An 11,495-nucleotide genomic window follows, 5' to 3' on the forward strand; every position below is an offset into this window, starting at 1 on the left:
AGGAGAGCGGGGTCGTGAGGCCGCGCCGGGGACTGGACTGAGGAGAGCGGGGTTGCGAGGAACGAGCGGCCCCGGTCGACGAGGGAAGGAGCCGGATAAGAGCGGCCGAACCGCGACGCGCTAGCGTCGCAATCAACACGGCAATAAGCACGGTAGGCTTGTCAGGTTGCGTTCGTAACGCCTTCCGCTAGGGCGGGTGAGGGGGAACGCATCTTCCGATTCTCGAGATCCCTAGGAGATCAGTCATGTCCGAAGTGGTAATCACCACCGAGCTCCGCGACAAGTTCGGCAAGGGCGCCGCCCGCAAGATCCGTCGCGAGGACAAGGTGCCCGTCGTCCTCTACGGACACGGCTCCGAGCCGAGGCACCTGTCCCTGCCGGGTCACGAGCTGCTGCTCGCCCTGCGTACGCCGAACGTGCTGATCCGCCTTGAGGGTGCGGTCGACGAGCTCGCGCTGCCCAAGGGCGTCCAGCGCGACCCGATCAAGGGCTTCCTTGAGCACGTCGACCTCCTGCTCGTCAGGCGCGGCGAGAAGGTCACCGTCGACATTCCCGTCATCGTGACCGGTGAGGTCGCCGACGGCATCCTCGACCAGCAGCTCGTCTCCGTCTCGGTCGAGACCGAGGCCACCCACATCCCCGAGGGCGTCGAGGTCGACGTCGAGGGCCTGGAGGTCGGCACCCAGATCACCACCGCCGACCTGAAGCTGCCCAAGGGCACGACCCTCGCCGCCGACCCCGAGGCGCTGGTCCTGATCATCTCCGCGGCCCCGACCGCCGAGCCGGCGGCCGAGGGCGAGGCCGCCGAGGCCGCTCCGGCCGAGGGCGCGGCCGCCGAGGGTGCCGAGAGCGCCGAGTAGTTTTCTCTGCTAGATCTGTCAGGGCGGCCCGGTTCCGGGCCGCCCTGACGCGCGTATGAAGGGGATGCCGATCGTGGACCGCTGGTTGGTCGTGGGCCTGGGAAACCCCGGGCCGGAGTACGTAGGAAACCGGCACAACGCGGGGTTCATGGTCCTGGACGAGTTGGCCGCGCGCGCCGGTGGGCGGTTCAAGGCGCACAGGTCGCGCTCGGAGGTGCTGGAGGGCCGCCTGGCGGGTGTCCCCGCGGTGCTGGCCAAGCCGCTGTCCTTCATGAACCTGTCCGGCGGACCGGTCAAGGCCCTGGCCGACTTCTACAAGGTCGATCCGGCCCGGGTGATCGTGGTCCACGACGAGCTGGACATCCCGTACGGCGCGCTGAGGGCCAAGCTGGGCGGCGGCGACAACGGTCACAACGGGCTGAAGTCGATCACCAAGTCGCTGGCGACCAAGGACTACCTGCGGGTGCGGTTCGGCATCGGCCGCCCGCCGGGCCGGATGGACGCCGCGAGCTATGTCCTGCGTGACTTCGCCACCGCCGAGCGCAAGGATCTCGGGTTCCTGGTCGACCGTGCGGCCGACGTGGTGGAGTCGCTGATCAGGGTCGGCCTGGAGCCGACCCAGAACGCCTTCCACGCGGGCGACCTGAACATCTCGGGACCTCCTCGCTAGCGACGCTAACGCGTCGCGGTGAGGCCGCTCTTATCCGGCTCCTTCCCTCGTCGAGAGGGGGCGCTCGTTCCTCACGAGTTGCCGGCGACGCTGCGCGTCGCGGTTCGGCCGCTCTTACCCGGCTCCTTCCCTCGTCGACCGGGGCCGCTCGTACCTCGCGACCCCGCTCTCCTCAGTCCAGTCCCCGGCGCGACCTCACGGCCCGCTCTCCTCAGTCCAGTCGCCGGCGCGGCCTCACGGGGAGTCCCTCAGGGATGGAGCACGGGCGCGTCCTCACGGGCGCGTTCTTGCGGGGAGTCCCTCAGGGAAGGCTTCTTGGAGGCGTCTTCGGGGCGTGGCCGCGGTTTCACGGGGCTTCTCGGTCCGGTGACGGGTGTGGGTTCAGGGCCATCAGGTTCTGGAGGAGTTCGGCCTGCTCGATGGCGTCGTCCAGGGCATTGTGCGTGTGCGGTCGCTGGGAGAGCAGGTGCCTGGGCATCTGCCGCTTGGTCGCCCAGCCGATCGGCACTCCCGCCTTGGCCGCGTACAGCGTCTTCATGTCGATGCAGCGCGAGTGCCCGAACGGTGAGGCGCCGGCGAATCGCATGAAGTACCAATAAATCCACATCCAGTCGTAGGAGAGTGGGTAGGCCGCCAGTACCGGTGCGCTGTTCCCGCACGCGTCGCGGATCCACGCGGTGGCCTCCCGCATCGCCTCGGCCGGGTCGCGGCCCTCGCGGATCAGCGTCTCCCGGTCAAGCCCGCTCACGGCGAGCGCCTCGGGCACATGGTCGTCGCTGATCGGCCGCAGCTCCGCGTAGAACGTACGGGTCTGTGGATCGACCGGTTCAAAGACCTTTCCGGTCATCCGCCCGGCCACCGCCATACCTAGGCTGACCATCGAATACGGTCCCGGAATGGGGCCATCGGCCTCGACATCCACAGATATGTACGTTTCGGTCTTCAACCTTCGGGCCTCTCTTGTCGCCGCTACCATTACGTAACTGTCTGTCTGTGAACGGTTACGCAGGGGGAGCGCGTGCGCGACGTGACCGCAGTCCAGGCCGTATCCGGAGCCGGGTCCGGAGCCGGAGTCGTGCCGGCCTCGCGCCGTCACATGCCGGACTGGGTGCGGGGGCACCGCGCGATGGCCCTCGCCGCCGACACCATCTGCGCCGCCCTGGCCGGAGCCCTCGCGCTGCTCGTTCGATTCGGCGAGGTTACCGCCTACGTTTTCCCGTACGTCATGCTGAGCGCCGCGCTGCCCGCCGTCTGGGTCTGCGTGATCGCGCTGAACCGCGCCTACGAGCCTCGGCTCATCGGCCTGGGCTCGGAGGAGTTCCAGCGGATCCTCCAGTGCGGCTTCATGCTCACCGCCGCCCTCGCCGTCGGTGCCTACCTCACCAAGACCGATGTGGCCCGCGGCTACGTGGTGCTGGCGCTCCCGCTGACGACACTGCTCACCCTGCTGGCGCGGTACGGGCTGCGCCGCTCCCTGCACCGCAGGCGGGCCCGGGGCAGGTGCATGCGGCGGGTGGTGGCGGTGGGTCACCGGGTGGCGATCACCGAGTTGGTCCGCAGGTTCCGCCGGGAGCGCTACCACGGCATGGAGGTCGTCGGGGCCTGCGCCCCGCGCGACGGGATGGGCGACGTGGAGGGCGTGCCGCTTCTCGGCGATTTCTCCGATGTCGCGCTCGCGGTCGGGCAGGTCCACGCCGACACCGTGGCCGTGCTCGCCTGCCCGGAGATGGACGGGGTGGCGCTGCGGCGACTGGCCTGGCGGCTGGAGAAGACCGACACGGACCTGGTCGTGGCCCCCGCGCTGATGGAGGTGGCCGGGCCGCGGATCACCATCCGTCCGGCGGCGGGGCTGCCACTGCTGCACGTGGATCACCCCGAGATCTCCGGCCTGCGCCAGGTGGTCAAGAACCTGTTCGACCGCATCGGCGCCGGGGTGCTGCTGGCGGTGCTGCTCCCGCTGCTGGTGGGAGTGGCGGCGGCCGTGCGGGCCTCCGGGCCCGGGCCGGCGTTCTTCCGGCAGACGAGGGTGGGCCGCGACGGCGCCGAGTTCACGATCTACAAGTTCCGGACGATGCGCGCCGACGCCGAGCGCCGGAAGATCACCCTGTCCAGTGACGGACAGGGCCCGCTCTTCAAGATCAAGAACGATCCGAGGGTGACCCCGCTGGGTGCCTGGCTGCGCCGCCATTCGCTGGACGAACTGCCCCAGCTGATCAACGTGTTGCTGGGACACATGTCCCTGGTGGGCCCCCGGCCGCCACTACCGGAGGAGGTGGCCGGGTACGGTGACGATGTCCGCCGCCGGTTGCTGGTCAAGCCGGGCATGACCGGTCTGTGGCAGGTGAGCGGTCGCTCTGACCTGTCCTGGGAGGAATCGGTACGGTTGGACCTGCGTTACGTGGAGAGCTGGTCCCTCATGTTGGACCTGCAGATCCTGTGGAAGACCTGGTCGGCTGTCGCGCGAGGAGCTGGAGCATACTGATGACCGTTCGCGACGATCACACACTCGCCGCGGAGTTGGCGACGACGGCCGGCGAGAAGCTGGCGGCCCTGCGCGCGGAGCGGGGTTTCGACAACCCCTCCGAGCTGCGCAAGGAGGGTGACATCGCCTCCCACCTGTTCCTGATGGAGGCCCTGGCACGGCTGCGCCCGGACGACAGCGTGCTGTCCGAGGAGGCGACCAGCGAGGAGCGCCTCGACCCGCGCAGGCTCCGTGCCGAGCGGGTCTGGATCGTCGACCCGCTGGACGGCACCCGAGAGTTCGCCGAGGAGGGCCGCGAGGACTGGGCGGTCCACGTGGCACTCTGGGAGCGTGGCACGCTGACGGCCGGAGCCGTCGCGCTACCGGCCCAGGGCCGTACGCTCTCCACCGTCGAACCTCCGGTGCGGCCCGCCCCCGAGGCGGACGCCAGGCCGCGGATCGCGGTCAGCAGGACCCGCCCGCCGGAGTTCGTCCAGAAACTGGCCGCTCTCGTCGGCGCGGACCTGGTACCGATCGGGTCGGCGGGCGCCAAGATCTCCGCGGTGCTCACCGGAGCGGTCGAGGCCTACGTGCACGCCGGGGGCCAGTACGAGTGGGACTCCGCCGCGCCCGTCGCGGTGGCCCTCGCCGCGGGGGCCCACGCCAGCCGCATCGACGGCTCGCAGCTGGCCTACAACCAGCCTGACCCCTCACTGCCGGATATCCTTGTATCCCTACCGGGACTGGCGCCGACGTTGCTCGCTGGAATCCGGGATCTGCACCGCTAATCCCCGCTAGGAGAGTTTGATGCTTCAGCGCGACTACACCACGTCGCAGCTCGACGTCCTCGAGGCAGAGGCCATCCACATCATGCGTGAGGTCGCGGCCGAGTTCGAGCGTCCCTGTCTGCTCTTCTCCGGTGGTAAGGACTCCATCGTCATGCTCCGCATCGCGGAGAAGGCGTTCTGGCCCGCGCCGATTCCCTTCCCACTGATGCACGTCGACACCGGCCACAACTTCACGGAGGTCATCGAGTTCCGTGACCGCCGCGCCGCACAGCTGGGCGCGCGCCTGGTCGTCGCCAGCGTCCAGGACTCCATCGACGCCGGGCGCGTCGTCGAGGAGACCGGCCGCAGGGCCTCGCGCAACCGGCTGCAGACCACGACGCTGCTGGACGCGATCGAGGAGAACGAGTACGACGCCGTGTTCGGCGGCGCCCGCCGTGACGAGGAGAAGGCCCGCGCCAAGGAGCGGGTGTTCTCCTTCCGCGACGACTTCGGCCAGTGGGACCCCAAGAACCAGCGTCCCGAGCTGTGGAACCTCTACAACGCCAGGATCCGCAAGGGCGAGCACATCCGGGTGTTCCCGCTGTCCAACTGGACCGAGCTCGACATCTGGGACTACATCCGGCGCGAGGGCATCGAGATTCCCTCGATCTACTACGCGCACACCCGCAAGGTGTTCGAGCGCGACGGCATGCTGCTGGCCGACAGCGAGTTCATCACCCGCGACGAGGACGAGCCGCTCCAGGAGATGACGGTCCGCTACCGCACGGTCGGCGACGTGACCTGCACCGGCGCGGTCCAGTCGGGTGCCGCGACGGTCGAGGCGATCATCGAGGAGATCGCGGTGAGCCGGATCACCGAGCGCGGCGCCACCCGCGCCGACGACCGCGCCTCCGAGGCGTCCATGGAGGATCGCAAGCGGGAGGGCTACTTCTAGTGCCCACCCACCCTCCCGTCTCCCTTCTTCCCGCGCGGTCCCGCGCCGCACGCCGTACGACCTCTGGAGAGCACCTCTGATGGACATCCTTCGCTTTGCCACGGCGGGAAGCGTCGACGACGGAAAGTCGACGCTCATCGGGCGGCTGCTCTTCGACTCCAAGGCGATCTTCGAGGACCAGCTGGAGGCCGTCGAGCGCACCTCCCGGGACCGCGGCACCGAGTACACCGACCTGTCGCTCCTCACCGACGGCCTGCGGGCCGAGCGGGAGCAGGGCATCACCATCGACGTGGCCTACCGCTACTTCGCCACTCCCAAGCGCAAGTTCATCATCGCCGACACCCCCGGGCACATCCAGTACACCCGCAACATGGTCACCGGTGCCTCCACCGCCGACCTGGCGATCGTCCTGATCGACGCGCGCAAGGGCGTGCTGGAGCAGTCGCGGCGGCACGCCTTCCTCACCACCCTGCTGCGGGTGCCGCACCTGGTCCTGGCCGTCAACAAGATGGACCTGGTCGACTACTCGCAGGAGCGGTTCGAGGAGATCCGCGAGGAGTTCACCGCCTTCGCCTCCAAGCTGAACGCGCCGGACCTGACGTTCATCCCGATCTCCGCGCTGCACGGTGACAATGTGGTGTCACGCTCGGAGAACACTCCCTGGTACAACGGGTCCTCGCTCCTGCACCATCTGGAGCACGTGCACATCGCCTCCGACCGCAACCTGGTCGACGTGCGCTTCCCCGTGCAGTACGTCATCCGCCCGCAGCGGGCCACCGACCCGGCCTTCCACGACTACCGGGGCTACGCCGGCCAGATCGCCGGAGGCGTGCTGAAGCCGGGGGACGAGGTCATGCACCTGCCCTCGGGTCTGGCCACGCGCATCTCGTCGATCGACACCTTCGACGGGCCGGTCGACGAGGCGTTCGCGCCGATGTCGGTGACCCTCCGGCTGGAGGACGACATCGACATCTCGCGCGGCGACATGATCTGCCGCCCGAACAACCAGCCGCACGTCTCCCAGGAACTGGAGGCGATGATCTGCTGGATGGCGGATTCCAGCAAGCTGGCCCCGCGCGCCAAGCTGACCATCAAGCACACCACCCGTACGGCCCGTGCCCTGGTCAAGGACCTGCACTATCGGCTGGACGTCAACACCCTGCACCGGGACGAGGCCGCCTCCTCGCTCGGCCTCAACGAGATCGGACGCGTCTCGCTCCGCGTCACCCAGCCCCTGTTCGTGGACGACTACGCCCGCAACCGGCTCACCGGCGGCTTCATCCTCGTGGACGAGGCCACCAACAACACGGTCGGCGCCGGAATGATCGTCGACGCCAGATAGGCCCTTTCCGGCACCCGCCGCCCGCGCCCGTCACCGAGGCTTTCCTTCCCTGTACGTGGGGGGGAGAGAGAGACCCGGTACGGGCCGTGGGCGGTTCGGCACTTTCGGGCCGTCCTCTTCCCAGTCAGTTGCAAGCCGTTTCCCATTGCCGTCCAGCACGGTGATGTGGGCGTGCGACGGCGGGGTGCCGCTGCCCTGGGAAGGGCAGCGATGGCGGCGAGCGGAGCGAGCACTGCGAAGTCTCTGTCACGCGCGCCGGAGCCGATGGCACGCGTCCGGGAGACACCGGGCGCGGCGTCACCGTGCGGTCGCGGTCCGCTCAGGGCGTCGGTCCCTGTCGTTCACGGCATTCCGATCGTGAAACGAAGGTGTCTATGAAGCGTGTCATGACTCTGCTCGCCCTCGGCTTACTCGCCGCGCTGTTACCGGGGCCCGCCCAGGCGGCCGACGGGGACGGCCAGGTGGTAGTCCAGGGTGTTCAGGTCGACAACCCCACCTACGCCGGGCTGTGCCGAGGAGCTGGGAACGATGTCAAGGTAACCGTGCAGTTGACCTACACCGGCCCGGGCAATGCTTATCTGGGTTATAAGGTGAGCGGGCTCAACGACGATTACCAGGTCTTCACCCACGTGCAGGACCAGAACGGGCCCGGTGCGAAGGAGATCCTTATCCCGGTGCGTGAATCGGGGACCAGGCAGATCAAAGTCGTCGGCCTGGTGCAGACCGACAACGGCCATGTCGAGACCGGCGAGGTGGTACAGACCACGATCAACCGGACCTGCCATGACGTGCAGGTGACCGCCACCGCCGCGCCCGAGTACCACGGGCTGTGCGGATCGAAGGTCACCACCCCGGTCAAGGCAACGATCACCTCCCCGATCGCGCAGACGATCAGCTACCAGTGGCTGAACCCGGTGTCGCGCCGTCCGTTGCCGGGCAGCGAGACCCCTCAGCCCCTCGTGTTCGCCGGCCCCGGATCGCATGAGGTCACCGGTGCCCTGCCTCGCGGCTCGGCCTCGAAGGAGGGCCCCTACGTTCTGAAGATCGTAGAACCCGCGCCGTACGAGGGCCCGAGCCTGCTCAGCAAGACGAACTGCGCGCCCGAGACCGCGGAGATCGCCTCCCTGAGCCAGTTGCACTACGTTGGCCCGTGTGGCCCGAACGTCTCGACCCCGCTGCGTGCCAGGATCACCTCCGGTCTGGGGCAGACGGTGTTCATATGGACCGACGCCGCCGGGAACCCCATGGACCCTCGGCCGGGGCAGAACCTGCAAGAGGTGGAGATCTCTCAACACGGTGGCTCGGCATATGCCGACGGGCCGTCGCTGCCGAGGCACGGGCCGGGCAGCGGGACGGTAGCGATCCTTTTCCCCTTCACAACCCGTCACATATCCGGTACGGCCAGCTGGTCCACCACCTGCCTGCCCCTTGCGACGCCAAAGCTGACCCAGGTGGAGTTCACCAGCGAGGAGGAGTCCTGTGACCTGCACCTGCCTGCCACCTTCACGCTGAAGGGCTCGATCACCGCGCTCGGGGCGGGCACCGTCCGCTACGCCTACGCGCGCAAGAGCGCCCAGACGAACAACGCCTGGGTCCGCGACCCGTGGACCTCGCTGACGATCAACTCCGCGGGCACGGTCGATGTGCCCAAGCAGTGGACGGTGCCCATCTCCCGGCAGGGGGAGACGGGCCAATGGCGCCTTGAGATCGACGAACCGTACAGAGGGGTGTCGAGCCAGGCCGGCTACTGGTTCTCCTGCTCCGACTGGCCCTGACCGGTGATGAGCGCCCCCGCCCCGGACCAGTCCGGGGCGGGGGCGCTCATCGAGATCATTCGGCTCGGTCACGGCATCAGGCCACCCCGGAAAAATGCGAAACAAGAACTCGGTCAAGCCGTTCCCGGCACCGTCGGCCTGCCCGTCCGAGTCTGATCCGCCCGATCCGAGGGGGCGTCGGCCGTGGCCGCTTTGCGTGCGGAGGTCATCCGCTGGGTAGATCCTTTGTCCGTTCTCTGACCTCTCCGTTACGCTCCGCGCTAGCCTCGGCACGTTCCGTATCCGTCGGGTAAGGATTCGTGCCTGTGTCTGATAGTCCGTCACCTGCTCGGGTGGTTTTCCTGGGTGGCCTCGGCCGCAGCGGGACCACGCTGCTGGAGCGCCTGCTCGGGGAGGTCCCCGGCATCGTGCCGCTCGGCGAGGTCGTCCACCTCTGGGCCAGGAGCGTGCTCGCGGACGAGGCCTGCGGATGCGGCGAGCCCTTCGGGGTGTGTCCCTTCTGGGACAAGGTCGGGATGCGCGCGTTCGGAGGCTGGTCCGCGGACCTGGCCCACCGGATGATCGCGCTCAGGGCCCGCGTCGACCGTACCCGGCGCATCCCGACCCTGGCCAGGCTGCTGGCCGAGGAGCGGGCGGGCAACGGCAGGTGGCCGACGCCCGGCACCGCCGAGCTGGACGAGTATGTCGCCGTCCACCGCGATCTGTACGACGCGGCGGGGGAGGTCGCCGACTGCCCGGTCGTGATCGACTCAAGCAAGCACGCCTCGCTGGCCTTCTGCCTGGCGGCGGCCGGGGTCGACGTCCACGTCGTTCACGTGGTCCGCGACCCCCGCGCGGTCGCGCACTCCTGGCGCAGGCGGGTCGAGCGTCCAGAGGACGGGCGTCCGATGACCCACTGGTCACCCTCCCGCACCTCGCTGCACTGGCTGAGTGAGAACCTCGGCCTCGGACTCCTCGCCCGCAGGGGCGTCCCGGTCACCCGGGTCCGCTATGAGGACCTGCTCGGCGCCCCCGCCGACACGCTCAGGCGCCTGGTCGCCAGGATCGGCCTCTCCTGCCGCCTCGACTTCCTCTCGGGCAGCTGGGCGGAGCTCTCGACGGCGCACACCGCCTCGGGCAATCCCATCCGCTTCACGGTCGGCCGCACCGAGCTGACCAGGGACGACAGTTGGCGTGCCGCCGCGGGGTCCCGGCAGCTGCGCCTGGTCACCGCGCTGACCTGGCCGCTCATGATCAAGTACGGCTATCACAGGAGGTTCTGGTGAACACATCGGTGGGTGTCGTCATCCCCACCCGGGGACACCGGCCCGACCAGCTGCGCGCGGCCACCCTCGCGGTGCTCGGCCAGGACCACTCCGGCCCCGTCGAGGTGGTGGTGGTCGTGGACGGCGGAGATCCGGCCTGGGTCGCCGACCAGGTGGCAGACCTCCTGGCCAGCAGGGCACTGGCACCCGGCCGGCGTGGGGCACCCTCGCGCGGGGTACGGGTGATGGCCAACCGGCTCACCCCGGGCCTGCCCGGCGCCCGTAACACCGGCATCGCGGCCCTCGGCACCGATCTTGTCGCCTTCTGCGACGACGACGACCAGTGGCTGCCCGGCAAGGTCGCCGCCCAGGTCGCCGCGCTGGAGGCGGAACCGGACGCCCGCTTCTCCAGTTGCGCCATCGAGGTCGAGTACGGCTCGCGCCGCATTCCCCGCCTGGCGGGGACCAGCCGCGTCACCTACCGCCACCTGGTGCGCTCGCGCATGGTGATGGTGCACTCCTCGACGTTCGTGTTCCGGCGCGGCGGGCTCTGGGTGGACGAGAGCGCCCCCAAGGGCCAGAACGAGGACTGGGACCTGGCGCTGCGCGCCGCCGCCCAGCACCCCATCGTGCACGTCGACCGGCCTCTGGTCCGGGTGCGCTGGGGGGGCTCCTCGTACGTGGCCCGCTGGGCCGACCGGATCGCCGGGCTGCAGTGGATGCTCGCCCGGCACCCTGATCTGGCCGTGGATCCGCGCGGCGCGGCGCGGGTCTACGGTCAGCTCGCCTTCCACCACGCGGCCCTCGGCCAGCGGCGGGAGGCGGGCCGCTGGGCCTGGCGGGCGTTCACCGCCCGCCACGGCGAGCCCCGGGCACCCATCGCGCTCGCGGTGGCGGCCGGCCTGGTCCCCGCGAGGACCCTGCTCAGCGTCCTGCACCACCGAGGGCACGGCATCTGATGGCGCCCATCACCGAGCGTCCGCGCGTGACGGTCCGCTACGGCCCGCAGGTCGCCCCGCCCTCGGCCGGTCAGGCCGTCGAACGCCTGCCGGTGCTCGCGCGCCATGGCTCGCAGGCCGCCCCGCCCCTGCCGGGGCGGGGCGCCGAACGCCCGTCAATGATCGCTCGACACGATCTGCTCGTCGCTCCGTCGGAGGTGGGGCGGGCCGTCGATCGTCCGCGCGCGACCGCCCGCTACGACCTGCCGGTGGTCCCGACCGTGATGGGGCAGGTCACCGGGCATCCTTCGGCGCCATCTCGCTACGACCCGCAGATCGCCCCGTCCGTGACGGGCAAGGCCGTTCACGCCGTGATGTCGATCCCGCCCGTCACCGACCACCGGTCCGCGACCACCGGGTACGGTCCGGTGCCCGGCCTGCCCGCCGTCGCCGGGCGGGCCGGGACGCCGGCCGCCAGGCGGG

The 11,495-nt window shown here is 69.7% G+C and carries 11 protein-coding genes; 10 read left to right on the plus strand and 1 reads right to left on the minus strand.

The features are described from left to right. Window positions 1-245: 245 nt before the first annotated feature. Window positions 246-860: a 50S ribosomal protein L25/general stress protein Ctc gene (locus ABZU75_RS42000; protein ID WP_355567563.1), complete on the plus strand. Its 615-nt coding sequence runs from the start codon at window positions 246-248 to the stop codon at window positions 858-860. A 64-nt stretch (window positions 861-924) separates the two neighbouring features. Further along, window positions 925-1,530 carry an aminoacyl-tRNA hydrolase gene (gene pth, locus ABZU75_RS42005; protein WP_350926825.1) on the plus strand — a complete coding sequence of 202 codons (606 nt, stop codon included), beginning with the start codon at window positions 925-927 and terminating at the stop codon, window positions 1,528-1,530. Between the two features lie 346 nt (window positions 1,531-1,876). On the opposite strand, the gene ABZU75_RS42010 is transcribed toward pth, so the two are convergent. Further along, a complete protein-coding gene (locus tag ABZU75_RS42010) occupies window positions 1,877-2,410 on the minus strand; it encodes a 3'-5' exoribonuclease (RefSeq protein ID WP_355567566.1) in 534 nt (177 codons plus the stop codon). 246 nt (window positions 2,411-2,656) lie between these two features. On the opposite strand from ABZU75_RS42010, the gene ABZU75_RS42015 reads away from it, so the two are divergent. The 8 genes from ABZU75_RS42015 to ABZU75_RS42050 all read left to right on the plus strand — a co-directional run. Continuing rightward, window positions 2,657-4,012, plus strand: coding sequence for a sugar transferase (locus ABZU75_RS42015; protein ID WP_350962726.1), 1,356 nt, complete (start codon window positions 2,657-2,659; stop codon window positions 4,010-4,012). Then, entirely contained in the window at window positions 4,012-4,779 is a 768-nt protein-coding gene (locus ABZU75_RS42020; RefSeq protein ID WP_355567569.1) for a 3'(2'),5'-bisphosphate nucleotidase CysQ, read from the plus strand. The genes ABZU75_RS42015 and ABZU75_RS42020 overlap by 1 nt, the downstream gene beginning before the upstream one ends. A 19-nt stretch (window positions 4,780-4,798) precedes the next feature. Continuing rightward, window positions 4,799-5,713, plus strand: a complete 915-nt coding sequence (gene cysD / locus ABZU75_RS42025; protein WP_355567572.1) for a sulfate adenylyltransferase subunit CysD — start codon at window positions 4,799-4,801, stop codon at window positions 5,711-5,713. Window positions 5,714-5,792: 79 nt separating this feature from the next. Then, on the plus strand, window positions 5,793-7,055 hold the full coding sequence (cysN, locus tag ABZU75_RS42030; RefSeq protein WP_355567575.1) for a sulfate adenylyltransferase subunit CysN: 1,263 nt from the start codon (window positions 5,793-5,795) through the stop codon (window positions 7,053-7,055). 386 nt (window positions 7,056-7,441) lie between these two features. Next, a complete protein-coding gene (locus ABZU75_RS42035; RefSeq protein WP_355567578.1) occupies window positions 7,442-8,830 on the plus strand; it encodes a hypothetical protein in 1,389 nt (462 codons plus the stop codon). A 332-nt stretch (window positions 8,831-9,162) separates the two neighbouring features. Further along, window positions 9,163-10,095: a sulfotransferase gene (locus ABZU75_RS42040; RefSeq protein WP_355567581.1), complete on the plus strand. Its 933-nt coding sequence runs from the start codon at window positions 9,163-9,165 to the stop codon at window positions 10,093-10,095. Beyond that, window positions 10,092-11,033, plus strand: a complete 942-nt coding sequence (locus ABZU75_RS42045; protein ID WP_343962563.1) for a glycosyltransferase — start codon at window positions 10,092-10,094, stop codon at window positions 11,031-11,033. The genes ABZU75_RS42040 and ABZU75_RS42045 overlap by 4 nt, the downstream gene beginning before the upstream one ends. Next, a partial coding sequence (locus tag ABZU75_RS42050; protein WP_355567585.1) for a hypothetical protein occupies window positions 11,033-11,495 on the plus strand: 463 nt, incomplete at its 3' end. The genes ABZU75_RS42045 and ABZU75_RS42050, both read left to right, overlap by 1 nt.

Source organism: Streptosporangium sp. NPDC005286 (assembly GCF_040607515.1).
In the GTDB taxonomy this organism is placed as follows: Bacteria; Actinomycetota; Actinomycetes; order Streptosporangiales; family Streptosporangiaceae; genus Streptosporangium.

What these genes read in the sequence shown, in the direction of transcription:
- ABZU75_RS42000 (WP_355567563.1), top strand. Translation starts at nt 246, where the DNA reads ATGTCCGAAGTGGTAATCACCACCGAGCTCCGCGACAAGTTCGGCAAG.
- ABZU75_RS42015 (WP_350962726.1), top strand. Translation starts at nt 2,657, where the DNA reads ATGGCCCTCGCCGCCGACACCATCTGCGCCGCCCTGGCCGGAGCCCTC.
- ABZU75_RS42010 (WP_355567566.1), bottom strand. Translation starts at nt 2,410, where the DNA reads ATGGTCAGCCTAGGTATGGCGGTGGCCGGGCGGATGACCGGAAAGGTC.
- ABZU75_RS42035 (WP_355567578.1), top strand. Translation starts at nt 7,442, where the DNA reads ATGACTCTGCTCGCCCTCGGCTTACTCGCCGCGCTGTTACCGGGGCCC.
- cysN (WP_355567575.1), top strand. Translation starts at nt 5,793, where the DNA reads ATGGACATCCTTCGCTTTGCCACGGCGGGAAGCGTCGACGACGGAAAG.
- pth (WP_350926825.1), top strand. Translation starts at nt 925, where the DNA reads ATGCCGATCGTGGACCGCTGGTTGGTCGTGGGCCTGGGAAACCCCGGG.
- cysD (WP_355567572.1), top strand. Translation starts at nt 4,799, where the DNA reads ATGCTTCAGCGCGACTACACCACGTCGCAGCTCGACGTCCTCGAGGCA.
- ABZU75_RS42020 (WP_355567569.1), top strand. Translation starts at nt 4,012, where the DNA reads ATGACCGTTCGCGACGATCACACACTCGCCGCGGAGTTGGCGACGACG.